This window comes from Oharaeibacter diazotrophicus, from assembly GCF_004362745.1.
Classification (GTDB): Bacteria; Pseudomonadota; Alphaproteobacteria; order Rhizobiales; family Pleomorphomonadaceae; genus Oharaeibacter; species Oharaeibacter diazotrophicus.
Window position 1 is genome coordinate 465,467 of the sequence record NZ_SNXY01000006.1, and the last position, 25,637, is coordinate 491,103.

The 25,637-nt window shown below is 72.4% G+C and carries 23 protein-coding genes; 16 read left to right on the top strand and 7 right to left on the bottom strand.

The window, feature by feature from the left end:
- Position 1 precedes the first annotated feature (1 nt).
- The gene (locus tag EDD54_RS02345; RefSeq protein WP_126536933.1) at positions 2-370 is read right to left on the bottom strand and encodes a 4a-hydroxytetrahydrobiopterin dehydratase; all 369 of its coding nucleotides are present in this window, start codon (positions 368-370) and stop codon (positions 2-4) included.
- A gap of 132 nt (positions 371-502) precedes the next feature.
- Between EDD54_RS02345 and EDD54_RS02350 the strand changes: the two genes are divergently transcribed.
- From EDD54_RS02350 to fae, 7 genes are all read left to right on the top strand, one after another.
- Positions 503-1,498, top strand: coding sequence for a beta-ribofuranosylaminobenzene 5'-phosphate synthase family protein (locus tag EDD54_RS02350; RefSeq protein ID WP_245515620.1), 996 nt, complete (start codon positions 503-505; stop codon positions 1,496-1,498).
- Between the two features lie 79 nt (positions 1,499-1,577).
- Complete coding sequence (locus EDD54_RS02355) at positions 1,578-2,480, top strand: NAD(P)-dependent methylenetetrahydromethanopterin dehydrogenase (RefSeq protein WP_126536931.1); 903 nt, start codon at positions 1,578-1,580, stop codon at positions 2,478-2,480.
- A 233-nt stretch (positions 2,481-2,713) separates the two neighbouring features.
- Positions 2,714-3,832, top strand: a complete 1,119-nt coding sequence (locus EDD54_RS02360; RefSeq protein ID WP_126536929.1) for an ATP-grasp domain-containing protein — start codon at positions 2,714-2,716, stop codon at positions 3,830-3,832.
- Positions 3,829-4,806, top strand: a complete 978-nt coding sequence (mch, locus tag EDD54_RS02365) for a methenyltetrahydromethanopterin cyclohydrolase (protein WP_126536927.1) — start codon at positions 3,829-3,831, stop codon at positions 4,804-4,806. The genes EDD54_RS02360 and mch overlap by 4 nt, the downstream gene beginning before the upstream one ends.
- Positions 4,790-5,725 carry an ATP-grasp domain-containing protein gene (locus EDD54_RS02370; RefSeq protein ID WP_126536925.1) on the top strand — a complete coding sequence of 312 codons (936 nt, stop codon included), beginning with the start codon at positions 4,790-4,792 and terminating at the stop codon, positions 5,723-5,725. The genes mch and EDD54_RS02370 overlap by 17 nt, the downstream gene beginning before the upstream one ends.
- The gene (locus tag EDD54_RS02375) at positions 5,722-6,564 is read left to right on the top strand and encodes a triphosphoribosyl-dephospho-CoA synthase (protein ID WP_126536923.1); all 843 of its coding nucleotides are present in this window, start codon (positions 5,722-5,724) and stop codon (positions 6,562-6,564) included. The genes EDD54_RS02370 and EDD54_RS02375 overlap by 4 nt, the downstream gene beginning before the upstream one ends.
- A 184-nt stretch (positions 6,565-6,748) precedes the next feature.
- A complete protein-coding gene (gene fae, locus EDD54_RS02380) occupies positions 6,749-7,255 on the top strand; it encodes a formaldehyde-activating enzyme (RefSeq protein WP_126536921.1) in 507 nt (168 codons plus the stop codon).
- Between the two features lie 184 nt (positions 7,256-7,439).
- Here the strand turns inward: fae and EDD54_RS02385 are convergent, their stop codons facing one another.
- Positions 7,440-8,141: a HisA/HisF-related TIM barrel protein gene (locus tag EDD54_RS02385; protein ID WP_166653428.1), complete on the bottom strand. Its 702-nt coding sequence runs from the start codon at positions 8,139-8,141 to the stop codon at positions 7,440-7,442.
- A 174-nt stretch (positions 8,142-8,315) separates the two neighbouring features.
- On the opposite strand from EDD54_RS02385, the gene EDD54_RS02390 reads away from it, so the two are divergent.
- Both EDD54_RS02390 and EDD54_RS02395 read left to right on the top strand, forming a co-directional pair.
- On the top strand, positions 8,316-9,368 hold the full coding sequence (locus tag EDD54_RS02390) for a hydantoinase/oxoprolinase family protein (RefSeq protein ID WP_126536919.1): 1,053 nt from the start codon (positions 8,316-8,318) through the stop codon (positions 9,366-9,368).
- A 318-nt stretch (positions 9,369-9,686) separates the two neighbouring features.
- Positions 9,687-10,595: a tetratricopeptide repeat protein gene (locus EDD54_RS02395; RefSeq protein ID WP_207620636.1), complete on the top strand. Its 909-nt coding sequence runs from the start codon at positions 9,687-9,689 to the stop codon at positions 10,593-10,595.
- A 31-nt stretch (positions 10,596-10,626) separates the two neighbouring features.
- On the opposite strand, the gene xth is transcribed toward EDD54_RS02395, so the two are convergent.
- Positions 10,627-11,418 (bottom strand): exodeoxyribonuclease III, encoded by a 792-nt coding sequence (xth, locus tag EDD54_RS02400; protein WP_126536917.1) that lies wholly within the window; start codon positions 11,416-11,418, stop codon positions 10,627-10,629.
- A gap of 171 nt (positions 11,419-11,589) precedes the next feature.
- Here xth and EDD54_RS02405 point away from each other — a divergent pair, with 171 nt between their 5' ends.
- The 3 genes from EDD54_RS02405 to dnaE all read left to right on the top strand — a co-directional run bounded on the left by EDD54_RS02405 (position 11,590) and on the right by dnaE (position 16,658).
- Positions 11,590-12,414, top strand: coding sequence for a hypothetical protein (locus EDD54_RS02405; protein WP_126536915.1), 825 nt, complete (start codon positions 11,590-11,592; stop codon positions 12,412-12,414).
- A gap of 256 nt (positions 12,415-12,670) precedes the next feature.
- The gene (locus EDD54_RS02410) at positions 12,671-13,015 is read left to right on the top strand and encodes a hypothetical protein (RefSeq protein WP_126536913.1); all 345 of its coding nucleotides are present in this window, start codon (positions 12,671-12,673) and stop codon (positions 13,013-13,015) included.
- Between the two features lie 181 nt (positions 13,016-13,196).
- Positions 13,197-16,658, top strand: coding sequence for a DNA polymerase III subunit alpha (dnaE, locus tag EDD54_RS02415; RefSeq protein ID WP_126536911.1), 3,462 nt, complete (start codon positions 13,197-13,199; stop codon positions 16,656-16,658).
- 134 nt (positions 16,659-16,792) lie between these two features.
- On the opposite strand, the gene EDD54_RS02420 is transcribed toward dnaE, so the two are convergent.
- Complete coding sequence (locus EDD54_RS02420; RefSeq protein ID WP_126536909.1) at positions 16,793-17,449, bottom strand: uracil-DNA glycosylase; 657 nt, start codon at positions 17,447-17,449, stop codon at positions 16,793-16,795.
- 201 nt (positions 17,450-17,650) lie between these two features.
- Positions 17,651-18,454: a TrmH family RNA methyltransferase gene (locus tag EDD54_RS02425; protein ID WP_126536907.1), complete on the bottom strand. Its 804-nt coding sequence runs from the start codon at positions 18,452-18,454 to the stop codon at positions 17,651-17,653.
- A 274-nt stretch (positions 18,455-18,728) separates the two neighbouring features.
- Here EDD54_RS02425 and EDD54_RS02430 point away from each other — a divergent pair, with 274 nt between their 5' ends.
- Complete coding sequence (locus tag EDD54_RS02430; RefSeq protein ID WP_126536905.1) at positions 18,729-19,091, top strand: DUF423 domain-containing protein; 363 nt, start codon at positions 18,729-18,731, stop codon at positions 19,089-19,091.
- Positions 19,092-19,116: 25 nt separating this feature from the next.
- Here the strand turns inward: EDD54_RS02430 and phaC are convergent, their stop codons facing one another.
- Positions 19,117-20,934 (bottom strand): class I poly(R)-hydroxyalkanoic acid synthase, encoded by a 1,818-nt coding sequence (phaC, locus tag EDD54_RS02435; RefSeq protein WP_126536903.1) that lies wholly within the window; start codon positions 20,932-20,934, stop codon positions 19,117-19,119.
- 237 nt (positions 20,935-21,171) lie between these two features.
- On the opposite strand from phaC, the gene EDD54_RS02440 reads away from it, so the two are divergent.
- Positions 21,172-21,582 carry a hypothetical protein gene (locus tag EDD54_RS02440; protein WP_126536901.1) on the top strand — a complete coding sequence of 137 codons (411 nt, stop codon included), beginning with the start codon at positions 21,172-21,174 and terminating at the stop codon, positions 21,580-21,582.
- Positions 21,583-21,727: 145 nt separating this feature from the next.
- Positions 21,728-22,957, top strand: coding sequence for an LL-diaminopimelate aminotransferase (locus EDD54_RS02445; protein WP_126536899.1), 1,230 nt, complete (start codon positions 21,728-21,730; stop codon positions 22,955-22,957).
- A 717-nt stretch (positions 22,958-23,674) separates the two neighbouring features.
- Here EDD54_RS02445 and EDD54_RS02450 read toward each other — a convergent pair.
- Positions 23,675-24,643: a DUF4344 domain-containing metallopeptidase gene (locus EDD54_RS02450; protein WP_126536897.1), complete on the bottom strand. Its 969-nt coding sequence runs from the start codon at positions 24,641-24,643 to the stop codon at positions 23,675-23,677.
- Positions 24,644-24,840: 197 nt separating this feature from the next.
- Here EDD54_RS02450 and EDD54_RS02455 point away from each other — a divergent pair, with 197 nt between their 5' ends.
- The gene (locus EDD54_RS02455) at positions 24,841-25,506 is read left to right on the top strand and encodes a glutathione S-transferase N-terminal domain-containing protein (protein ID WP_126536895.1); all 666 of its coding nucleotides are present in this window, start codon (positions 24,841-24,843) and stop codon (positions 25,504-25,506) included.
- Positions 25,507-25,637 lie beyond the last annotated feature (131 nt).

Genomic DNA, 25,637 nt, shown 5'->3' on the forward strand with positions numbered 1-25,637 from the left:
ATCAATCGTATTTCACGTAGGAGAAGCGCAGGTCGTCGCGTGGGGTGCCCTCGAGACCCTTGCCCTCGGTGCCCGGCTGCCACTGCACGACGTCCTCGATCTTGGTGGCGAGGGCGAAGTCCTTGTCGGTGACGCCCTTGGCGTGGTGGTTCATCAGCCGCACCTCGACCCAAGCGTAGGAGGCGGTGAGGTCCGGGTGGTGCCAGGCGGCCTCCGCGAGGTGGCCGACGGTGTTGATCACCATCAGCGTGCCCTTCCACGACGAGGTGCGGTAGGTGCGGCGGATCCAGCCGTCCTCGTAGCGCCAGTGCGGCAGTTCGCGCGCGAGACGTTCCTTGATCTCGTCCTCGGAATAGGTCTTCTCGGCCATCGTTGCATCCTCCTCCCCGGGGCGCCACAGTGGCGCGGCCGCCGCCTCGCGGCGCCGGTCCGGTGAACGGAAGGTAGGCCGCTCGGTCGGGGCGGCCAAGCGGCGCAGGTGCGGTCGGACGAGAGGCGGGGCGTGCAGGGCAGCGACGAAGAGGGCCGGACCGGGGGCGACGCCATGGAAGTCGCGGTGCGGGCGCCGGCCCGTCTCCACCTCGGCCTGATCGACATGAACGGCAGCCTCGGCCGACGATTCGGCTCGATCGGCCTCGCCGTCGACCGCCCGTCCTTCGCGATGACGATCCGCCGCGCCGACAGCCTCACCGCCGAAGGGCCGGAGGCCGCGCGGGCGCTGCGCTACGCCGAGGAGGCCGCGGCCTTCCACGGGATCCCCGCCCGCGGCGCCATCACCGTCACCGAGGTGATGCCCGCCCACGCCGGTTTCGGCTCCGGCACCCAGATCGCGCTCGCCATGGCGGTGGCGCTCGGCCGGCTCGCCGGCATCGCGGTCGATCCGGCGACGGTCGGCGGCGCGCTCGAGCGCGGCGCGCGCTCGGGGATCGGCGTCGCGGCCTTCCTCGCCGGCGGCTTCGTGGTCGACGGCGGCCGGCGGCCCGGCGGCGGGGTGCCGCCGGTGATCGCGCGGCTGCCCTTCCCGGAGGACTGGCGCGTCGTGCTGATGCTCGACGACGCCCACGTCGGCGTCCACGGCGCCGAGGAGGTCGAGGCCTTCCGCACCCTGGCGCCGATGGCCGACGACGCGGTCGCCCACCTCTGCCGGCTCGTGCTGATCCGCCTGCTGCCGGGCCTCGCCGAGGCCGACCTCGGCTCGGTCGGCGACGCGCTGACCGAGATCCAGGCCCGGATCGGCGACCATTTCGCGCCGGCCCAGGGTGGGCGCCGCTTCGCCAGCCCGAAGGTCGCGGCGGCGCTCGAGGCGGCCGCGGCGGCCGGCGCGGCCGGCGTCGGCCAGAGTTCGTGGGGGCCGACCGGTTTCGCGCTGGTGGGGTCCGAGGCCGCCGCCGATAACCTGATCGATACCGTTGTGCGCAACTGTCACACGGCGTCCGGCTTGAGATTCCTGGTCGCGCGGGGCAGAAACCGGGGAGCTTCGGTGGACGTCCTCGCGTGACGGCACCGGAGGCGGGGGACAACCGCGCGCCATCCTCGCGCCACCCGTCAGTCCCATGCACCGCGTTCGGGGAATTCAGATGTCGAAGACGATCCTGCACATGATCACGCCGCTCAAGCACATGAGCCCGTTCGACGTGAACATGGCCGCGGACGCGGGCTACGACGTCATCGCCACCTACCAGAGCGTCACGCCCGACGAGGTCCGCGGCCTCGTGCAGGACGCCATCTTCTCGCGCTCGCCGTCCGACGCGGTGAAGACCGGCTTCTTCATCGCCGGCAAGAACGCCATCGTCTCGCTCGACATGATGAAGACGACGGTCGAGAGCTTCGTGCCGCCGTTCGAGATCAACGTCTTCGCCGATCCGGCAGGCTCCTTCACCACCGCCGCCGGCATGGTCGCCTCGGCCGAGAAGCTGCTCGCCGACCGCTTCGGCACCGACCTCAAGGGCAAGCGCGTCGTGATCTACGGCGGCACCGGCGTGGTCGCCTTCTCCGCCGCCGTGATCGCCGCGCTCGAGGGCGCCTCGGTGGTGATCACCGGTTACGACGGCATCAAGCGCGTCGCCGGCATCGCCGCCGACATGAAGGAGCGCTTCGGCGTCGACGTCGAGGCCGCCGACGGCTCCTCCTCCGAAAAGAACCTCGAGGCCGCCGCCGGCGCCGAGATCATCTTCTCCGCCGGCCCGGCCGGCGTGCAGATCCTCGACGAGCAGCAGATCCGTCAGGTCAAGAGCCTGCTGGTCGCGGCCGACGTCAACGCCGTGCCGCCCGCCGGCATCGCCGGCATCGACGTGATGGCCAACGGCGAGCCGATCCCGGGTACCGACAAGGCGCTGGCCCTCGGTGCGCTCGCCATCGGCAACGTCAAGTACCAGGCGCAGCACCTGCTGTTCAAACGCATGATCGCCACCGAGACCCCGGTCGCGCTCGACTTCCGCCACGCCTTCGAGGAGGCCCGCCGCTTCATCCGCGGCGCGTGACGCTTGTTTCTCGCGGTCCCGACGTGTCGGGACCGTGAGAGCCTTCGGCCATCCGGCCGGCGCCCGGTCGGGCGCTCCTCGCACGCAAAGGGCCGACTTGAGGTCGGACCTCTGCGAACTCGGCAAGGGCCGCCCGCGGCCGCGGATCGCACCCGCGGCCCGGACGTCCCGTATCCGGCCGGCCCCGTCGCGGCGATCCGCACGGGGCCGCCGTCGTCTCGGGGAAGGGACCCGTGAGCGACGCCCGTCCGTCCGTGCTGGTGATCGCCCAGTCCGCCCGCGCTCTGGCATCCGCCGCGACGCGCGCCGGCCTGCGGCCGCTCGCCGTCGATTTCTTCGCCGACGACGACACCGCCGCGCTCGGCCCCGTCGAGCGGGTCGCGGGCGGTTTCCGCTGCGGCTTCACCCGCCGGAATCTCCTGCCCGCGATCGATCGTCTGCTCGCCCGCACGGGGGCGGCACCGACGGCACTGGTGCTCGGCTCCGGCTTCGAGGACCGGCCGCGGCTGATCGCCCGGCTCGCCGAACGCTGGCCGCTCGCCGGCTGCGGCGCCGATGCGGTCGCGGCGGTGAAGGCACCGGAGGGATTCGCCGCCGCCTGCGCCGACCTCGGCATTCCCCATCCGCCGATCGCCCGCGTCGTGCCGAAGGAGGGCGCCTTCCTGGTCAAGCGCCGCGCCGGCACCGGCGGCGTCCACGTCCGCCCCGCCGCGCCCGGCCCCGTCCCGGCCGGCCATTACGCGCAGGCGCGGGTGCCGGGCACGCCGACGTCGGCGCTGGTGCTGGCGGACGGCCGGGGCGGGCGCGTGCTCGCCTATTCGCGCCAGTGGGCCGATCCCTCCCCCGACGCCCCGTTCCGTTTCGCCGGCGTGGTCGGCCCGGTCGCGCCGCCGCCGGCCGACGCGGCGATCCGCGCCGCCGCCGACGCCCTGGCGCGCCGCTTCGGTCTCGTCGGCCTCGTCTCACTCGACATGCTGGTCGACGGCGCCGACTGGTGGGCGCTCGAGGTCAATCCGCGACCGGGTGCTTCGCTCGACGCTTTAGATATAGTCGACAAACCATTGTTGGGAATGCACATCGCCGCCTGCCGTGGCGGGCCGGTGCCGCCGCCAGCCATCGATGCGACAATTCGCGCGACGCTGGTGACCTACGCGACGGCGGATATTCGCGTGCCGTCGGCGCCGGTTTGGCCGCCCCACGTTCTCGACCGGCCGGCCGCCGGATCGACCGTCTCGGCGGGCTGGCCGATCGCCACCGTCGTCGCGGAGGCGGCCGACGAGACGTCCGCGCGGAGGCTCGCCGAAGAACGGGCCGTGGCCTTGAAACGAAGTTTGGGGGAAAGCGAGCGATGAACGATGCGGTGAAGCGGCCGAGCGTGGGAGCGCTCGCGGCACCCCTGGTCGACGCCCTGGCGGCGGACGCCGGGCGCCTGCGCCTGAAGGTGTCCACCGGCCCGCTCGGCTGCCGGCTGATCGATGCCGGCGCCGCGGTGCCGGGTGGTCTCGAGGTCGGCCGCCGGCTGACCGAGATCTGCCTCGGCGGCCTCGGCCAGGTCTCGATCGTGCCGTCGGTGGCGGCGCTGTCGGCGTGGCCCCATTCGATCCAGGTCGGCTCGGCCGACCCGGTGATCGGCTGCCTCGGCAGCCAGTACGCCGGCTGGGCGCTCGCCGGCGGCGAGGACGACCCGAACTGGTTCGCGCTCGGCTCCGGCCCCGGCCGCGCCACCGCCGCGGTCGAGACGCTCTACGAAGAACTCGGCTACCGCGACGCCTCGCCCGACGTGGCGCTGGTGCTCGAGACCGGCGCGCCGCCGCCGGAGAGCATCGTCCGCAAGGTGATGGAGGCCACCGGCGCCGCGCCCGAGCGCATCACCTTCCTCTACGCCCCGACCCAGAGCCTCGCCGGCTCGACCCAGGTCGTCGGCCGCGTGCTCGAGGTGGCGCTGCACAAGGTCCACACGCTGCACTTCCCGCTGGAGCGGGTGATCGACGGCATCGGCCTCGCGCCGCTGGCGCCGCCGGCGCCGGACTTCGTCAAGGCGATGGGCCGCACCAACGACGCCATCATCTACGGCGGCCGGGTCCACCTCTTCGTCACCGGCCCCGACGGCGACGCCGAGACGCTGGCGAACGACCTGCCGAGCCGCACCTCGCGCGATTACGGCCTGCCGTTCGCCGAGGTGTTCCAGAAATTCAACGGCGACTTCTACGCCATCGACGGCGCGCTGTTCTCGCCCGCCGAAGTGGTGGTGACGGCGGTCGAGAGCGGGCGTAGCTTCCGCGGCGGTGCGCTCGCTCCCGAACTCGTCGATGCCTCGTTCTCCTGATCCGTCCGACCCCGTCGTCATCTTCACCGACACCGCCGACTGGCACCTGCGTCGCCTCTCCGCCGCCCTCGGGCGGCGCGGGGTGACGCCGGTGGTGGCCTCCCTGTCCGACTGCGCCTTCGCGGTCGGCGCGGGCGAGCCGGTGCGGATCCCTGGCCTCGCCGGCCGCCGGCCGCGCGCCGTCATGGTGCGCGGCATCGCCGCCGGCAGCTTCGAGGCGATCACCATGCGCCTCGGCGTGCTGCACGAGCTCGAGGCCGTCGGTGTCACCGTGTGGAACCCGCCCCGGGCGGTCGAGCGCTGCTGCGACAAGGGCGCCACCAGCGTCGCCCTGGTCCGCGCCGGCCTGCCGACGCCGGACGGCCTCGTCACCGAGAGCGAGCCGCAGGCGCGCGCCTTCGCGGCCGAGGTGCTGGCGGCGGGCGGGGCGGTCGTGGTGAAGCCGCTGTTCGGCTCGCAGGGCAAGGGCATCCGCCGCCTGACCGACATCGCCGACTTCCCCGGGCGCGAGGAGGTCGCGGGCGTCTGGTACCTGCAGCGCTTCGTGGCGCGGCCGGGCGGCCGCTTCCGCGACTTCCGCGTCTTCGTCTCCGGCGGCCGGGTGGTCGCCGGCATGATCCGCGCCGGCGAGACCTGGCTCACCAATGTCCACCAGGGCGCGACGCCCGAGCCCTTCGTGGTCGGTCCCGAGGCGGCGCGGCTGGCGCTGACCGCGGCGGCGGCCGTCGGAGCCGCCTTCGCCGGCGTCGACCTGATCGAGGACGGCGACCGCGGCCTCGCGGTGCTCGAGGTCAACTCGATGCCGGCGTGGCACGGGCTCCAGAAGGTCGCCGGCCGCGACGTTGCCGCCGCCCTCGTCGACGACTTCCTCGCCGCGGCCGGCATCGCCGTGCCAGAGTCGGCGGAGGAGCCGGCGTGAGCGCGCTCGGCGAGCGGATCGAGACCGCGTTCCGCGCCGCCTGCGCCGCGGAACTCCGGGCGATCAAGCCCGGCAACGTCCACGACCACGCCCCCGGTCACCGCATGACGGTGGCCGACTTCGAGGTCAGCGCCGACGTCTCGGCGCCGCATCTCGCCCGGCCCGGCGCCGGGGTCGGCGCCCGGATCGAGGGGGCGGTGACGGCGACGATCGCCGCGGTCGGCCAGAACACCAACCTCGGCATCCTGCTCTTGTGCGCCCCGCTGGCGCTCGCCTTCGAGACCCTCGGCGGCACCACGGACGAGGCGGCGCTGCGCGCCCGGCTCGCCGAAGTCCTCGCCGCCACCTCGGTCGACGACGCCGCGGCGGCGTTCCAGGCCATCGTCGCGGCGAATCCCGGCGGGCTCGGATCGGCGCCCGAAGGCGACGTCGGCGGCCCAGCCATCGTCACTTTGACGGAGGCCATGGCGCTCGCCGCCGAACGCGACCGCATCGCGCGACAATACGTCACGACCTTCGCCGACGTCTTCGAGACCGGACTTGTCACGCATCGGCGGGCCATGGTGTCGCACGCGCGCCCGTCCTGGGTCACCGCGAGCGTGTACTTCGCCTTCGCCGCGGGCTTTCCCGACACGCATGTCGAGCGCAAGCACGGTGCGGCCACCGCGGCGGCGGTGCGGGCGGAATTCGCGGAACACCGGGCTTTCTGCGCGGCCGAGGACCTGCCGGCGCTGCTCGAATTCGATCGCGGGTTGAAGAGGCGGGGTATCAATCCCGGTACGTCGGCCGACCTCACGGTAGCGACCGAGTTCGTCGGACATCTCCTGTGGAATAAGTGAGACTACGTATATGCCGTGGCTTGCCGGGCCCGGGCACGGGCAGTACGTTCCCAAGTGTCTGGTATCTCCTCGTACTCCGGCAAACCGGTTTGGATCGCTCCAAGCGCCGACAACAAGGATGAACGGGGCACGGCGGTCACGGAGACGATCGCCGTGTAGATCACTTTACTGGGAGGTTTGACCGATGGCGAAGATCAACAAGGTACTGCTCGGCGAGGCGCTGGTCGGTGACGGCAACGAGGTCGCTCACATCGACCTGATCATCGGACCGCGTGGCTCGGCCGCCGAGTCGGCGTTCGTGAACAGCCTGTCCAACAACAAGGACGGCTTCACCTCGCTGCTCGCGGTGATCGCCCCCAACCTGCCGTGCAAGCCGAACACCATCCTCTTCAACAAGGTGACCATCAAGGACGCCCGTCAGGCCGTCCAGATGTTCGGACCGGCGCAGTACGGCGTCGCCAAGGCCGTGCAGGATTGCGTGGCCGACGGCACGATCCCGGCCGACGAGGCCGACGACCTGTACATCCTGGTCGGCGTGTTCATCCACTGGGAAGCGGCTGACGACGCCAAGATCCAGAAGTACAACTACGAGGCCACCAAGCTGTCGATCCAGCGCGCCGTCGCCGGCAAGCCGACCGCGGCCGAAGTGACCGCGCAGAAGGACACTGCGAAGCATCCGTTCGGAGCTTAGATCCGAGACAACCCTGGGCAGACCACTGCCCCGGCAATGCCGCGGTCACTGATCCAGCGGTTGTTGGCCAAGTTCTTCGGGTGAACATCGCGAATTCGGAAGGGGCGGCTTCGGCCGCCCCTTCTACTTTTCGGAAGGAGGCGGCCCCGACCGCTCGTTCCGTCGTCCGGCGGACCGCCCTTCCTCAGCGCCCGTCCGCGAAGCGCGCCAGGGCCGCGGTGTCGAGCGTGCCGTCGTGGAGCGCGGTTGCGACCAGCGCGCCGGCGATGCCGGCCTCGGCGAGGGCGGCGAGGTCGTCGGCGCCGCGCACGCCGCCGGCGGCGTGGACGCGCCGGCCCGGTCCGGCCCGTCCGGCGATCGCGGCGAGGCGCGCGAAGTCCGGCCCGGCCCGGCCGCCGACCCGGCCGAGCGTCATCACCACCACGTCGTCGGGCCAGCACCCGGCGTCGGCGAGGATCTCCTCCGGTCCGGCGTAGGCCTCGCCCTTGAAGTCGATCGACAGCACGGCCGCCGGCCCGGCCGCGACGAGCGCCGCCGCCGAGGTCTGGCTCTCGGTGCCGACGATCGGCCGCGCGCCGTGGGCGTCCGCCCAGGCGGCGAGGGCGGCGCCGTCGGCGAGGCCGTTGTCGACCCAGAACACGACGTCCGGGAAGCGGGCGACCAGCCGGTCGATCACCGCGTCGGCGCGCGCACCGCGCAGGATGCCGTCGAGATCGGCGACGTAGAGCGTGCGGAACGGATGGAGCGCGAGCAGTCCGGCCGCGACGTCCTCGGGCGCCGAGCCGCGGGCGAGCGGCGTCTCGATCGGCCGGTAGGACGCCCGGTCGCCGTGGCGGGCGCGGACCACGTGGCCGTCCATCAGGTCGATCACCGGAACGATGCGCATCGCCGCCTCCGTCAGCCTCGCCACGGCGCGCCCGCCGCGACCCCGTGGCATCCCGCGACTCGGGGACCCCTCAGGTATAGGCGAGGCGGGCGCGGCCGGCGACGGCGCGGCCACGATTGCGCTATAGGCGGGCGGACGGGCGCGGGCGACGCGCCGATCGCGGAGACGGCACCCATGACTTCGACCTCGGCGGCGACCATCGGCTGGGACATCGGCGGCGCCCACCTCAAGGCGACGCGGGTCGAGGCCGGGCGGATCGTCGCCGTGGTCCAGGAGCCCTGCGCGCTCTGGCAGGGCCTCGACCGGCTCGAGGCCGCCTTCGCCGCCGCCACCGCCGCGATCGGGTCCGCCCCGGCCAACCCGGTCACGATGACCGGCGAGCTGGTCGACCTGTTCGGCAGCCGCGCCGAGGGCGTCGCCGTGCTCGCCGATGCCGCGGTCCGCCGGCTCGCCGGCGTCACGGTCTACGCCGGCGCGGCCGGCTTCGTCGCGCCGGAGGCCGTCGCCGACCACGTCGACCGCATCGCCTCGGCCAACTGGCACGCCACCGCCCGCCTCGTCGGCCGCGCCGTCGCCGACGCGCTCGTCCTCGACATCGGCAGCACCACGACGGACGTCGTGCCGGTGCACGGCGGGGCGGTCGCCGCCCGCGGCGTCACCGACGCCGAGCGCATGGCGGCGGGCGAACTGATCTACACCGGCGCGGTGCGCACGGCGCTGATGGCGCTGTCGCCGCGCGCGCCCGTGGCCGGTGCCTGGACCGGCGTGATGGCCGAGTATTTCGCCACCATCGCCGATGCCAACCGCCTGCTCGGCCGTCTCGGCCCCGACGACGACCGCCACGCCACCGCCGACGGCCGCGACAAGTCCGAGGCCGCGAGCCGGCTCCGGCTGTCGCGCATGGTCGGCCGCGACGTGCCCGAACTCGACGACGCCGGCTGGCGCGCCGTCGCCGTCTGGTTCGCCGAGGCGCAGATCCGCGCTGTCCACGACGGCGTCCTGCAGGTGCTCTCCGGCGCCGGCCTCGACGAGGCGGCGCCGGTGGTGACCTGCGGCATCGGCCGAGCCGTCGCCGCCGAGGTCGCGCGCCGCTGCGGCCGGCCCGCGCGCGACCTCGCCGGCCTGCTCCCGGTCGCCGCGGGCGCCGCCGCCGACCTCGCCGAACGCGCCTCCGCCTGCGCCCCGGCGAGCGCGGTGGCGCTCTTCGGCGGCCGTCACGATCTGTGACGATTCCGCAACATCCGGACCATCTCCCGCGCCGGCCCCCGCGGGTGGCCGCGGACGCCGCTATTCAGCCATAAACCGGCACGACCGTCGGCCTCGTCGGAGCCCCGAGGGCGGGCCGCGGGCGCCGACACCGGGGTCGCAACTTCGCCGGATTGTATCGGCAGGTTTCGTCTCCGTCGTCCGGAACCTCGGGTTCCGTCGCGGTCCGCGAACGTGGAATTTACGGTTGCCGGGCTAAGGCAAGGAACGGGAGGACGGGGAGTTCTCCGACGATCGGCCTCGAGGCCGGTCCGGATGGGTGTCTCTCCGAAGGTCAGAATGCGGACAGTCAATCGCGTACCCGTTCCGATGATGCGTGCGGCCCTGGTCGCCGCCGCGATCGCCCTCGGTGGACCGGCCTTCGGCTTCGATCTGCCCACGCCGTCCGATTCCGGGATGTGCTGCGACGAGGCGGCGCTGGAGGCCCTGCGCCAGGGCGCCCGCGCCTACTACGCCGGCGACACCAAACAGGCCTTGGACGGCCTGGAATCGGCCGCCGAGAGCGGTCATCCCGCCGCCCAGTGGAAGCTCGGCCGGATGTACGCCGCCGGTGACGGCGTCCACGAGGACGACCTCAAGGCCTTCGAGTATTTCTCCCGCCTGATCGCCGCCCACGGCGACGACGCCCCCACCTCGCCGCAGGCGCCCTTCGTGGCCAACGCCTTCGTCGAGGTCGGCTCCTACTATCTCAACGGCATCGACAATTCCGCCGTCGGTCCCGACGTCGGCCGCGCCCGCCAGATCTTCACCTACGCCGCGTCCTACTTCGGCGACGCCGAGGCGCAGGTGAACCTCGGCCGGATGTATCTCGACGGCGTCGGCGGCGACCGCGATCCGCGCCAGGCCGCGCGCTGGTTCCTGCTCGCCGCCCGCAAGGGCGAGATCGAGGCGCAGCTGCGCCTCGGCCAGCTGCTCACCGCCGGCGACGAGATCGAGCCGAACCCGGTCCAGGGCCTGATGTGGCTCACCGTGGCGCTGAAGCAGGCCCGCTTCGTCCACCGCGACGACGCCGAGATCCGCGCCGCCCACGAGGCCGCCTTCTCGATCGCCGGCGAGGAGGTCCGCCGCCGCGCCACCGCCATGGCCGACCAGTGGCTCGCGGAGAACGCCGCGGCCTATGCCACCGCCGGCGACCTCGACGACGGCCAGCCGCGCTCGGCCGCCCGCCGCACCTCCGCCAACCGCTGACGCCGTCGCGTCCTCCGCGCGGCGCCGGCCCTCACAGCGGCTCGAAACCTAGTTCCGCCACCACCGGCACGTGGTCCGACGGCTTCTCCCAGCCGCGGACGTGGCGGACGATCTCGACCGCCGCCAGCCGGTCCGCCGCCTGCGGCGACATCAGCAGATGGTCGATCCGGATGCCCCAGTTCTTCTGGAAGGCGCCGGCCTGATAGTCCCAGAAGGTGTAGCGACCGGGCGCGTCGTCGACGGCGCGCAGCGCGTCGGTGTAGCCGAGCGCCAGCAATTCGCGGAAGGCGCGGCGGCTCTCCGGCTGGAACAGCGCGTCGCCGGCCCACACGCGCGGGTCGTGGCAGTCCTCGGGCTGCGGGATCACGTTGTAGTCGCCGGCGAGCACGACCGGCTCCTCGTCGGCGAGCAGCGCCGCCGCGTGCGCCTTCAGCCGGGCCATCCAGGCGAGCTTGTAGGCGAACTTCTCGGTGCCGACCGGATTGCCGTTCGGCAGGTAGAGCGAGGCGACGCGGACCGTGCCGCCGCGCACCGAGATCCGCGCCTCCAGCCAGCGCGCCTGGACGTCGTCGGGATCGCCGGGCAGGCCGCGGGAGACATCTTCGAGCGGTGCCTTCGAAAGCAGCGCCACGCCGTTGAATCCCTTCTGTCCGTGGGTTTCAACGTTGTAGCCGAGTCGCTCGAATTCGGCGCGCGGGAAGCCCTCGTCGACGCTCTTGATCTCCTGCAGGCAGACCACGTCCGGCGACGCCTCGGCGAGCCAGGCGAGGGCGGTTTCGATCCGCGCCTTGACGCCGTTGATGTTCCAGGTCGCGATCCGCATCGGGGGTCCTCCGGTCGGCGCGCATGATGGTGGAGCGTGGCGGCCGAGGGAAGGGCGGGCCCGGACGTTTTCCCCGCCCGGCGATCGGCCTATCGTGGCGCCGGCTCTCGAATCGCCGTCGCGCGCGGCCGGGCGCCCCGACCCGTTCCGTCCCGTCCGGAGACCCGCGGCGTGCTCGCCGAACTCGCCGTCTACCTCGCCTCGCCCGCCCCGCGCGCCGCCCACCGCAGCGGCGCGGTGCGCGACGCCGTGGCGCTCTGGGCGCGCGGCCGGCGCTGCGCCCGCGCCTGGGCCGAGCACGAGGCGCGCACCCGCGCCGCCTTCGAGACCGCGATCGCGGCGGTCGGCGGGGGCGACACCGCCGTGGTGCTCGGCTCCGGCCTCCTCCGCGACGTGCCGATGGCGAGCCTCGCCGCCCGCTTCCGCAAGGTGGTGCTGGTCGACCTCGTCCACCTCGCGCCCGTCCGTCTCGCCGTGCTCGGCCGGCGCTGGCGCCACGTCGAGTTCATGACGCGCGACATCTCCGGATACGACGAGCTGGTCCAACGCAGCCGCATCGCCGCCGCCACCGGCCAAGACGACATCGGCGGCCGGCTCGACCCGCTCGCCTTCGTCCGGCGCATGGACGGCGTCGACCTCGTACTGTCGGCCAACGTGCTGTCGCAGATCGGCGTCGGCGCCGAACGGCGCCTGCGGGGGCGCGGCGGCCACGCCCGCCTGCTGCCGGAGGACGCGGTGGCGCGGCTGATCGCGGCCCACCTCGAGTCGCTCGCCGGCCTTTCCTGCCGCACCTGCCTCGTCACCGACGTCGCCTACGAGATCCGCGATCGCGAGGACGCCCTGATCGAGGGCGTCGACCTCCTCCACGGCGTCGACGCGCCCGACGCCGACGACCGCTGGACCTGGCCGGTGGTGCCCTTCGGCGAGGAGAACCGGGACTGGCGACGCGTCCACGAGGTGATCGCCGTCCAGGACGTGGTGATCGACCTCGTCTGAGGCGGACAGGTCCGGCGTCGACCCGGGCGCGCCGGCGCTCATCGCCGCGCCCGCGTCCGCGCCTGCTGACATCTCCTGTCACCCCTCCCGATCATGGTTCGTTCTCGGCGGAACCCCTCGCAACCGCCGCGGATCGCCGGTCGCCACGCCGTCGACCCCGGCCCGGATCGCGGTTCGAATCATCCGCGGCCAGCCTGTTGACAACTGCGGCGACCATGAACAAAATAGGAACATTGAGAGGAACGGAGGCCTAGCGATGACCACCATTCACTTCGTCCGTACCGCCGACGGCTGGGGCCTCGGTGCCGATCCTCTCGCCGCGCCCCGGCGGGGCCGTTGGCTCGCCGCGCTGTCGCGGGCGTGCCGTTCCTGGAACGAAACGGGATCGCGCGAGCTGTCGCGCCGGCTGTTCGGAGACGCCGCGCCGACGGCCCGCGAGCTGCCCACCGTCCGCGACTTCACGGTGCCGCGTTCGGTCCGGCTCGCCCAGCAGGTGGCGCAGGCGACCGTCGTGCGCGACGCCGCCGCCTTCGGGGCGCTGGTGCTGTTCGCGACCATGGTGGCGGTGGTGCTGCTCGGTCTCGGCGACCCCGGGGTCTGACACCGGGCTCCCGGGTGGCGGCGGTGGAGAAGCGGCGCGCCGCCGTGGACGACGGTGCCGCGGCCGTTGAGGCCTCCGGCATCGCCGGCCTAGGGTCGGCGCGGATGGTCCGACGGCCTCCGACTCGGCGCCGCTCGCGCCGGCGGAGGGCGTCGATAGCGGGACGGCGGGAGCGGGCGACATGGCGGACGACATCGGCTTCGTGCACCTTCGCGTCCACAGCGCCTACTCGCTGCTGGAAGGCGCGCTGCCGCTCTCCAAGATCCTGAAACTCGCCGACGCCGACGCCCAGCCGGCCATCGCCGTGACCGACACCGGCAACCTGTTTTCCGCGCTCGAGTTCTCCGAGAAGGCGGCCGAGAAGGGCATCCAGCCGATCGTCGGCTGCGAGCTCGCGGTCGACTTCGGCGACGAGCCGGCCGACCGCCGGCGGCCCGGCGCTCCGGCCCAGGGGCTGCCCTCGATCGTGCTGATCGCGGCGACCCAGCGCGGCTTCGACAACCTGACCATCCTGGTCTCGCGCTCCTTCATGGAGACCGAGCCGGGCGCGCGCCCGCACCTGCCGTTCGACCGCCTCGCCGACCGCGCCGACGGCATCCTCGCCCTGACCGGCGGCCCGAACGGTCCGGTCGACCGGGCGATCGCGGCCGGTCACGGCGCGGTGGCGGCCGGCCGGCTGGCGCGGCTCGCGGCCCTGTTCGGCGACCGGCTCTACGTCGAGCTGCAACGCCACGGCACGCCGGCCGAGGCGCTGGTCGAACCCGAACTCGTCGCGCTCGCCTACGGCGCCGGCCTGCCGCTGGTGGCGACCAATGAGTGCTATTTCCCGGCCCGCGGCGACTACGAGGCCCACGACGCGCTGATCGCGATCGCCGAGGGCCGCGTCATCGCCGACGACGACCGCCGCCGCCTGACGCCGGAGCACTACCTGAAGTCCCGCGCCGAGATGACGGCGGTGTTCCACGACCTGCCGGAGGCGCTCGCCAACACCGTCGAGATCGCCCGCCGCGTCAGCTACCGGCCGCGCAAGCGCAAGCCGATCCTGCCGCGTTTCGCCGGCGCCGACGTCGACGACGTCGCCCTCGCCGAGAAGGCCGAGGCCGAGGAGCTGGCGCGGCAGGCCTGGGAGGGGCTGGAGCGCCGGCTCGAGGTGCACGGCCTCGCGCCCGGCCTGACGGTCGAGGACTACCGCGACCGCCTCGGCTTCGAGCTCGGCATCATCACCAAGATGAAGTTCCCCGGCTATTTCCTGATCGTGGCCGACTTCATCAAGTGGGCCAAGGCCCACGGCATCCCGGTCGGGCCGGGCCGCGGTTCGGGCGCCGGCTCGCTGGTGGCGTGGTCGCTGACCATCACCGACCTCGACCCGATGCGCTTCGCCTTGCTGTTCGAGCGCTTCCTCAACCCAGAACGCGTCTCGATGCCGGACTTCGACATCGACTTCTGCCAGGACCGGCGCGAGGAGGTGATCCGCTACGTCCAGGGCAAGTACGGCCGCGAGCAGGTCGCGCAGATCATCACCTTCGGTACCCTGCAGGCGCGTGCCGTGCTGCGCGACGTCGGGCGCGTGCTCCAGCTGCCCTACGGTCAGGTCGACAAGCTCTGCAAGCTGGTGCCGCAGAACCCGGCCAACCCGGTGACGCTCGGGCAGGCGCTCGAGGACGAGCCGCGGCTGAAGGAGGCCCGCCGCGACGATCCGGTCGTCGACCGCCTGATCGACATGGCGATGAAGCTCGAGGGTCTCTACCGCCACGCCTCGACCCACGCCGCCGGCATCGTGATCGGCGACCGCCCGCTCGACCAGCTGGTGCCGGTCTACCGCGATCCGCGCTCGGACATGCCGGTCACCCAGTACAACATGAAGTGGGTGGAGAGCGCCGGGCTGGTGAAGTTCGACTTCCTCGGCCTGAAGACGCTGACCGTGCTCGAGACCGCGGTCAAGCTGATCGCCCGGCGCGGCATTTCGATCGACCTCTCGGCCCTGCCGCTCGACGATCCCGCGACCTACGCGCTGCTCTCCAAGGGCGAGACCGTCGGCGTGTTCCAGCTGGAATCGATGGGCATGCGCAAGGCCATCGCCGACATCGAGCCCGACCGCTTCGAGGACATCATCGCGCTGGTGGCGCTCTACCGCCCGGGGCCGATGGCCAACATCCCGGTCTACGGCGCGGTCAAGCACGGCCGCGAGGCCGCCAACTACATCCACCCCAAGCTCGAGCCGGTGCTGAAGGAGACCTACGGCATCATCGTCTACCAGGAACAGGTGATGCAGATCGCGCAGATCCTGTCCGGCTACTCGCTCGGCGAGGCCGACCTCCTGCGCCGCGCCATGGGCAAGAAGATCAAGGCCGAGATGGACGCCCAGCGCGTCCGCTTCGTCGCCGGCGCCGTGAAGGACGGCCTCGACGAGGCGCAGGCCAACATGATCTTCGACCTGCTCGCCAAGTTCGCCGACTACGGCTTCAACAAGTCCCACGCCGCCGCCTACGCCCTCGTCGCCTACCAGACCGCCTATCTGAAGGCCAACCACCCGGTCGAGTTCATGGCGGCCTCGATGACGCTCGACGCCGCCAACACCGACAAGCTCAACGACTTCCGCCGCGAGGCGATCCGCCTCGGCATCGAGGTGGTGCCGCCCTCGGTCAACCGCTCGCACGTCGACTTCGAGGTCGAGGACGGCCGGATCCTCTACGCCCTCGGCGCCGTCAAGGGCGTCGGCCGCCACGCCGTCGAGCACGTCGTCGAGGTCCGCGGCGACCGGCCGTTCCGCGACGTCGCCGACTTCGCCCACCGCATCAACCCCAAGGCGCTCAACAAGCGCATCCTGGAGAGCCTCGTCGCCGCCGGCGCCTTCGACGGCCTCGAGCCCAACCGCGCCCGGCTGTTCGAGGGCCTCGACAAGGTGATGGCCGCCGCGAACAAGCGGCTCGACGACGAAGCGGCCGGGCAGGGCGGCTTCAGCTTCGGCGGCCCGGCCAACGCCGCCGCGGCGATCCCGCTGCCGTCGCGCTCCGACTGGCTGCCCGACGAGCGCCTGCAGCGCGAGCACGGCGCGATCGGCTTCTACCTCTCCGCCCACCCGCTCGACGCCTACGGCCCGCTGCTGGAGCGGCTGCGCGTCCAGATGTGGGGGCAGTTCTCGGCCGGCGTGAAGCGCGGCGCCACCGCCGGCCGCCTCGCCGGCACGGTGGTGGCGCGCCAGGAGCGCAAGACCCGCACCGGCAACAAGATGGGCATCCTCACCGTCTCCGACCCGACCGGGCAGTACGAGGCGGTGATCTTCTCCGAGGGCCTGTCGCACTACCGCGACCTGCTCGAACCCGGCCAGTCGGTGATCCTGCTCGTCTCCGCCGAGGACAAGCCCGAGGGCATCTCGGTCCGGATCGACAGCGTCGAACCGCTCGATCAGGCTGCCGGACGTCTGCAGCACGCGCTGCGCATCTTCCTGCGCGGACCCGAGCCGGTCGAGAGCATCCACCGCCACCTCGCCGGCGGCGGCGAGGGCGACGTCTCGCTGATCGTGCTCGCCGAGGGCGGGCGCGGCGAGGTCGAGGTGCGGCTGCCCGGCCGCTACAAGGTCTCGCCGCAGATCGCCGGCGCGCTGCGCGCGGTGCCGGGGGTGGTGCAGGTCGAACTCGCCTGATCGCCCTCGTACCGGTCTCGCAAGTTCCCGGCGCGTCGGGACTTCGCGCGGTTGCGGCCATCCCGCCTACGCCCGGCCGGGCGCTCCTTACCCGAAAGGCGCCGACCGGAGGTCGGAACTTCGCGAGCTCGGTGTCAGGCGGCGGCGAGGTCGTCGGCGATGCGGGCGAACACGGCGCGGAACATCTCGCGGGTGAGCCGGCCGGTGTTCGTGTTGTAGCGCGAGCAGTGGTAACTGTCGTAGAGCCGGAAGGCCCGGGCCGGGGCGAGATCGTGGACCGCGCCGTGGCCGAAGGGAAAGCGCGTCACCGGCAGGGCGAGCGTGCGCAGCACCTGGTCGTGGGCGATGCGGCCGAGCGCGACCAGCGCGCGGGTACCTTCGCGTGCGGCGAGGGTCGCCTCGAAGAACGGCCGGCAGGCGGCGATCTCCGGGCCGGTCGGCTTGTTCTCGGGCGGCACGCAGCGCACGGCGTTGGTGATGGCGGCGTCGAGGAGTTCGAGGCCGTCGGCCGGATCGGCGCGATAGGTGCCGCGCGCGAAGCCGAAGTCGACCAGGGTCTCGTAGAGCAGGTCACCGGCGTAGTCGCCGGTGAACGGCCGGCCGGTGCGGTTGGCGCCGCGCAGCCCGGGCGCCAGCCCGACGATCAGCAGGCGCGCGCCCGCCGGGCCGAAGCTCGCCACGGGCGCGTTGTGCCAGGTCGGCTCGGCGGCGCGGGCGGCCTCGCGGAAGGCGACGAGGCGGGGGCAGCGCGGGCAGTCGCGCGGCGGATCGAGGGGGAATCGCGTGGTCATGCCGCGAGGGTGGCGGCTGCGGCGCGCCCGCGCAACGGTCGGCGCGGCGATCGGGGCGCCGACGGTGGCGCGGATCGCGCGGCGGAGCGGTCGAAGCGTGGGCGGACGTGCGATCACGGGAGCCGCCGCGGTCGGATCGTGGCCGGGAGCGGGGAGGCCCGGCCGCCATGAGTCACGCCGGTACGGCGCCGGACGCGGTCGTCACCCCACCGTCCGACCGCGGGCGAGTTCGTAGAGCGCGATGCCGGAGGTCGTGGCGACGTTGAGGCTGTCGAAGCCGCCGGCCATGTCGATGCGGACGGTCTCGGTGGCGGCCATGACGGCGTCGGAGAGGCCGGGGCCCTCGGTGCCGAGGAGGAGCGCAGCCGGGCGATCACGCGGGATCTCGTCGAGCCGTCGGGCGCCGCGCGGCGACAGGCCGAGCACGGCGTAGTCGGCGGCGGCGAGGAGGTCGACCATGGCGAGCGTATCGGGCACCCGCGCGAACGGCACCTTCAGCACCCCGCCGACCGAGACGCGCAGCGCCTTGCGGTAGAGCGGGTCGCAGGTGGCACCGTCGATCAGCACGGCCCTGGCGCCGAAGGCGGCGGCGTTGCGGAAGATCCCGCCGACGTTGTCGTGGTTGGCGATGCCCGAAAGGCCGACCACCAGCGGCGGCCGTGCCGCCAGCAGCGCGGCGGGATCGGCCGGCGTGCCGCGCAGGCCGACGCCGAGCACGCCGCGGTGGATCGGGAAGCCGACGATCGCCTCCATCACCGCCATCGGCGCGACGAACACTGGCAGGTCGTGGGCGGCGAACAGCGGCTCCAGTGCCGCGACGCGGTTCTCGGCGACGAGCAGCGATTCCATTCGGAAGCGGCCGGCGGTCAGCGCCACCGCGAGCACGGTCTCGCCCTCGGCGACGAAGCGGCCGCCGTGGCCGCCCGCGAGGTCGCGGTCGCGGACGTTGCGGTAGGCGGCGATGCGCGGGTCGTCGGGATCGGCGACGGCGACGATCTCGGCCATGTCGGGACCTCGTCTCGGCGAAAAGCGGGGCGGGCGGCGTCGCCGGCCGCTATGGCACGAATCGCCCGGCCGTACCATGTGATGGCGAGCTCGCAGAGTTCCGACCCGTGGTCGGACTTTGCGGGCGAGAAGCGCCCGACCGGGCGCCGGCCGAAAGGCCGAAACCCCGCAAAGTGCCGACGAGTCGGAACTTTGCGAGACAGGTACCGGAGCCGAAGCCGAACCGCGGCGCCGCGCGCGCCCGGCGGCGAACATGGCGCGACAGGAGGGGCGGATGGGTCTCGATCTCGACCGGGCGGTCGGCGTGCTGGCGGGGCTCGCCGGGGCGGCCGGCGTCGCGGCCTCGGCCGCGGGTGCGCACGCCTACGCCGGCACCAATCTCGACACCGCCGGCAAGATGCTGCTGGTGCACGCCGCCGCCCTCCTGGCGCTGGCCGGCCCGCTCGGCGGCTCGCGCCGGCTGTCCAGGCTCGCCGCCGTGGTGATGGCGGTCGGCATCGCCCTGTTCGCCGGCGACCTCGCCATGCGCGCGGTGACCGAAGCGCACCTCTTCCCGATGGCCGCGCCGATGGGCGGCCTGCTGCTGATCGCGTCCTGGCTGATCGTGGCGATCAGCTTCGTCGCGCGGCGGGGCTGAGCGTCGGGCTTCCGTCCGTTCGGCATCAGTCGCGGATGCGGACGTAGGCGCCGGGGGCGTCCTCGATCGGGTTGAGGCGGCCGCCGCCGATCTTGCGCGCCTTGACGCGGCGGTCGTCCTGCGCCTCGATCCAGGCCTGCCAGTCCGGCCACCACGAGCCGGGATGCTCCTCGGCGGCCGCCATCCACTTCTCCAGCGTGCCGGTGGCCGGACCGCCGGTCCAGTACTGGTACTTGCCGCGCGAGGGGTGGTTGACGACGCCGGCGATGTGGCCGGAGCCGGCGAGCACGTATTTCACCGGCCCGCCGAACAGGCCGGAGCCGACGAACACCGACTTCGGCGGCGCGATGTGGTCCTCGCGGGTGGCGAGGTTGTAGATCGGGATCGTGACCTTGGAGAGGTCCAGCTTCACGCCCGCCACCTCCATGGTGCCCTTGGCGAGCCGGTTCTCGAGATAGCAGCCGCGCAGGTAGAACGAGTGGTTCGCCGCCGGCATGCGCGTCGAGTCGGAGTTCCAGAACAACAGGTCGAACGGGAACGGCTCCTTGCCGCGCAGGTAGTTGTTGACGAAATAGGGCCAGATCAGGTCGTTGGCGCGCAGCGAGTTGAAGGCGCCGGCCATCTTCTTGCCCTCGAGGTAGCCGCGCTCGCTCATACGGTCCTCGAGGATGCGGATCTGCTCCTCGTCGACGAAGACCTTGAGCTCGCCGGCGTTCTCGAAGTCGACCTGGGTGGTGAAGAAGGTCGCGCTCTTGATGCGGTCGTCGCCGACCGCGGCGCAATAGGCGAGGGTGACCGCCAGCAGCGTGCCGCCGACGCAATAGCCGATGGCGTTGACCTCGCGCACCTTGGTGACCTTCTCGATCACGTCGAGGGCCTCGAGGATGCCCTCCTTCATGTAGTGCTCGAAGCTCTTGCCGGCCTGGCGCTCGTTCGGATTGACCCACGAGATCACGAACACCGTCTGGCCCTGGTCGACCGCCCACTTGATGAACGACTTCTCGGGCGTGAGGTCGAGGATGTAGAACTTGTTGATCCAGGGCGGCACGATCAGCAGCGGCCGGCGCAGCACGTCCGGCGTCGCCGGTTCGTATTGCAGGATCTGGCAAACGTCGTTCTGCCAGATCACCTTGCCCGGGGTGAGGGCGAGGTTGACGCCCACCTTGAACTTGGTCGCGTCGGTCTGGCGGATCTTGAGGTCGCCGCCGCCGGCCTTGATGTCCTCGGCCAGCATCTTCATGCCGCGGACGAGATTGGCGCCGTTGCTGGAGACGGTCTCCTTCAGGAGCTCCGGGTTGGTCAGCAGGAAGTTCGACGGCGACAGCGCCGCCGCGATCTGGCGGACGTAGAAGTCGGCCTTCTGGCGGGTGTGGGGATCGAGGCCGTCGGCGTCGGTCACCATGGTCTGCGCCCAGCGCGAGGAGATCAGGTAGACCTGCTTGAGGAAGTCGAAGAACTGGTTCTTGCGCCAGTCCTCGTCCTGGAAGCGCTTGTCCGACGGCTCCGGCGTGGCGGCGGGCGCCACCTCGTTGCCGAGCATGCGCTGCAGCGACGCACCCCAGAGCCCGATCAGGCCGGTCATCAGCCGTGTCTGCGCCTCGACGAGGCGCTGCGGGTCGGAGATCCAGTATTCGCCGACCTTGGCCAGCGTCTTGGTGACCTCGGTGAGCTCCTCGGCGAGCGTCGCCTTGACCTCGCCCGTTTCTCGCGGTTCCACATAGGCGGCCGCGGCCTTGCCGAGGTTCTCCATCGCCGCCGCGAGGTTGTGCGCGAATGCCTCCGGGTTCTCCACGACGTACCGCATCAGCGGGTGTTCGCCAGCCGTCTTCTCCGTGTCGGTCATGCCGCTCGAGCGCTCCCCCTGACGCCGCCCGGTTCCGGGTCGGTCTTCCCCCGTCGTTCACGGGGCCTCCCCGAACGGTGATCCCGCCCGGCGATGCACCATGATAACCTGACAACGCCGCCGCTCGCATCCCCGGTACACCTTCGGATGCAAGTTGCCGGCGAGAGTATTTACACTGCCGTTACCACGCATCCGCGACCATCGGACTACGACTGTCCGCCGAGAGAGGGGCACGCCTTGACGTCCACGACCACCGCCCCCGCCGGGCCGCGCCGCGCCGTGCTCGCCGCCGTGCTGCTGCTGCTCGCCGCCTGTTCGAGCGGACCGACCGACTTCGTCGACGTCGCCACCGTCGCCGGCGACGACCGGGCGCCGCCGCAGGTGCGCAGCGCCGGCGAGCAGGCCGAACTGCAGCAGACGCTGTCGGCCTCCGGCACGGCGCTCGCCGCTCGCGGGGCCCGCGCCGACGACGGCCTCGGACCGGCGATGGCGCTGACCGTGATCCGCCAGCAGCAGAACGAGGAGGCGCGCGCGCTGCTCCAGGAGGCCGGCGGCATGCCGGCTCCGGCCGCCGCCCCCTGCGCCGGCGGCGCGGCGCGCGGCGCCGACGGCACGTGTCCCGCGACGGCGGCGGCGCCGGCGAACTGAACCAAATGCCGCGCGCCGCGCCCCGGATTTCCGCTGGGGATCGCGCGGCGGCAGTGGTAAAAGCGTGCCCCCGCTTCGACGCGGGCACGACGAACCGCGTCCGGGTGCACCGGCGCGGTGGTCCGATCCTCCGAAGGCACGAGCCATGAGCAACGACGAGTTCCACAAGATCAAGCGCCTCCCGCCCTACGTCTTCGAGCAGGTGAACCGGCTCAAGGCCAGCGCGCGAGCGGCCGGCGCCGACATCGTGGACCTCGGCATGGGCAACCCGGACCTGCCGACGTCGAAGCACGTGGTCGACAAGCTGGTCGAGACGGTGCAGCGCCCCGATACCCACGGCTATTCCGCCTCGCGCGGCATCGCCGGCCTGCGCCGGGCCCAGGCGGCCTATTACGATCGCCGCTTCGGCGTGAAGCTGAACCCGAACACCCAGGTGGTGGCGACGCTCGGCTCCAAGGAGGGCTTCGCCAACATGGCGCAGGCCATCACCGCCCCGGGCGACGTGGTGCTGTGCCCGAACCCGTCCTACCCGATCCACGCCTTCGGCTTCCTGATGGTCGGCGGCGCGATCCGCTCGGTGCCGGTGACGCCCGGGCCGGAGTTCTTCCACGCCCTCGAGCGCGCCGTGATGCACACGGTGCCGAAGCCGATCGCGCTGGTGGTCTGCTACCCCTCCAACCCGACCGCCGAGGTCGTCGACCTCGACTTCTACCGCGACGTCGTCGCCTTCGCGCGCAAGCACGGCATCTTCGTGCTGTCGGACCTCGCCTATTCCGAGATCTACTTCGACGGCGTGCCGCCGCCCTCGATCCTGCAGGTGCCCGGCGCGATGGACGTCTGCGTCGAGTTCACCTCGATGTCGAAGACCTTCTCCATGGCCGGCTGGCGCATGGGCTTCGCCGTCGGCAACGAGCGGCTGATCGCGGCGCTGGCGCGGGTCAAGAGCTACCTCGACTACGGCGCTTTCACCCCGATCCAGGTGGCGGCCACCGCCGCTCTCAACGATCCCGACGCCGACGCGCACATCGAGGAGGTCCGCCAGACCTACAAGCGCCGCCGCGACGTCATGGTCGAGAGCTTCGGCCGCGCCGGCTGGGAGATCCCGGTGCCGCGCGCCTCGATGTTCGCCTGGGCCAAGCTGCCGGAGAAGTTCCGCGAGCTCGGGAGCCTCGAGTTCTCAAAGCTGCTGATCGAGAAGGCCGACGTCGCCGTCGCCCCGGGCATCGGCTTCGGCGAGCACGGCGACGAGTACGTCCGCCTCGCCCTGGTCGAGAACGAGCAGCGCATCCGTCAGGCCGCCCGCAAGCTGCGCAAGTTCTTCGACACCGCCGACGAGGTCCTGCACAACGTGATCCCGCTGTCGGCGCGCGGCTGAGGGCAGGGGGGCGGGGGCGTCGAGCCCGCGGCAGCCACCCCACCCCGGCCCTTCGGGCCGACCCTCACCACGAGGGGGAGGGTAGCCATTGGCGCCGTCGCGGGTCGTCCATCTACCCTCCCCCTCGTGGGGAGGGTCGACGGCCGAAGGCCGGCGGGGTGGGGTAGCGCCGACGCTTTGTGGCCGACACGCTGGAACCGTGTCGACCCGCCGCGCTCAAGCCCCGAGAACGCCGCGCCACCCCACCCCGGCCCTTCGGGCCGACCCTCCCCACGAGGGGGAGGGTAGCCAATGGCGCCGTCGCGGGTCGTCCATCTACCCTCCCCCTCGTGGGGAGGGTCGACGGCCGAAGGCCGGCGGGGTGGGGTAGCGCCGACACCCGGCGCGGAACTTCGGCGCAGCATCCCGTCGACCTGTCGGGGCGCAAGTCCCCGGAACGCCGCGCCACCCCACGCCGGCCCTTCGGGCCGACCCTCCCCACGTGGGGGAGGGTAGCCAATGGCGCCGTCGCGGGTCGTTCATCTACCCTCCCCCTCGTGGGGAGGGTCGACGGCCGAAGGCCGGCGGGGTGGGGTAGCGCCGACGCCCGGCGCGGAACTTCGGCGCAGCATCCCGTCGACCTGTCGGGGCGCAGATCCCCGGAACGCCGCGCCACCCCACCCCGGCCCATCGGGCCGACCCTCCCCACGAGGGGGAGGGTAGATGCGGGTCCGGTCCTCAGTTCTTCTGCGCCTTGCCGTATTCCGTCGGCTTGGCGGCCTTGGTGTAGGTGCGCGCGCCGTCGGCGCCTTCCGGGACGGCTTCACCGCCCGCGTCGGCGGAGGCGTCCTCGCCGTCCCCGGCGTCCTCGTCGGGGTGGGCGTGGTACCAGTCGACCGACTGGCGGCGGTACCAGTCGACCAGTTCGTAGCAGTAGAGCACCTCGCGGGCGTCGGGGTCCCAGAAGGCGTTCGGCTGGCCGCAGGCGGCGGCGCGGAAGGTGAGGCCCTGGGGCAGGGCGTAGCGCGAGGACATCGCCTCGGCGACGACCTCGAGGATGCGGCTGGTCCTGACCTCGTCGGCGGCCCAGGCCAGCGACGCGTCCTTCGCCGGCTCGTAGACCACCCGGATCTCCGCCTTCGGCTCGCCCTCGGGACGCCAGTGCGGCTTCAGCACGGCGTCCCACGACCGCGACACCTTCGCGAACTCGCCGGCGCAGCGCTCGCGTCGTTCGGCCGGCAGTTCGTAGGTGTCGGCGAGGTCGGAGAAGCGCTCCGCGTCCGATCCGACGGCGAGACAGACGACGGCGTAGGAGCGCTGCAGGTCGAGGCCGTGCTCGTCGTAATAGGCGGAATCGTCGCCCTCGGCGCCGGTCGAGGCGTCGCCCGCCTCCTCCGACTGCAGCCAGAAGCCGTCGGCGGTGTCGACCAGCGCCTGATCGAACACGTCCTTGCGCTCGGCGAGCAGCACGATGGTGGCGAGGTTGTCGACCGCGTCCTCCTCGCGGCCGAGCACCGGCAGGCCGAACTCGGCGATCAGCATGTGGCCCGATTCGTGGAACAGCGTGTGCAGGCCGTTGCCGCGCACGTAGTCGACCGTGCCCTGGACCTGATCGGCGGTCAGACCCGGAAACGGGTCCGCCGCCAGCGCCGGCACGGCCGTCGCGGCCAGCGCCAAGGCGCCGGCGATCGTGTTCGTGATCCTCAAGATCCGCCCCCGGATGTCGTCGTCGGGACGGCGGCCCGCGCCGCGCGTCTCCAGCGGGCCGGGATGATAGGCGAAAATCGCGCGGATTTGTCCATCCCGGAAAGGGGGGAACGGTCGCGGCGCTTCCCCCCGCCGGGCCGGCGGGGCACACTGCCCGCCGCGCGGGACATCGACGTCCGACAGGGAGCATCCGCACCGTGACCATCCGCCTCTACGACCTCGCGCTCGCCGACGACACCCGTCCGAGCCCCTACGCCAGCCGGGTCAAGATGGCCCTGGCGCTGAAGGGGCTCGACTACGAGACCGTGCCGGTCGGCTTCACCGACATCCCCGGCATCCTCGGCGGCGGCGTCACGAAGACGGTGCCGGTGCTGGTCGACGGCGACGCGGTGGTGGTCGACAGCTTCGCCATCGCCGAGCACCTCGAGGCCCGCTACCCGGGACCCGCGCTGTTCCAGCCCGGCGCGGGCGGCCGCGCCGCGGCGCGCTTCTTCGAATCCTACGCCTTCCGGGTCATCCACGCCGAGGCGATGCCGATCATGGCCAAGGCGATCCACGACAGGCTGAAGCCCGAGGACCGCGCCTATTTCCGCTCTACCCGCGAGGCGCGGCTCGGGCGCAGCCTCGAGGAGGCCTTCGCCGACCACGCGGCGCGCCTGCCGGGCTACCGCAAGGTGTTCGAACCGATGCGCCACGTGCTCGCCCACGGCCCCTATTTCGGCGGCGACTCGCCGCTCTACGTCGACGCGATCCTCTACGGCAGCGTCACGTGGCTGATGCGGGTGATCGACCTCGACTGGCTCGGCGGCGACGTCGCGCTGACCGGTTGGTACGACCGCTGCCGGGCGCTGGTGGCGCGCTGACGACATTCCGCGTCGCGCATATTGCGTTTCGCGCATGAGGGGCCGCGTCGATAACGGTTCGTTTGCCAGTCGGAGGTCAGAGTTAACGCCATCTTGCGGTGGTGGCCACCGCGCCAGTCGGGAGGTGGCGG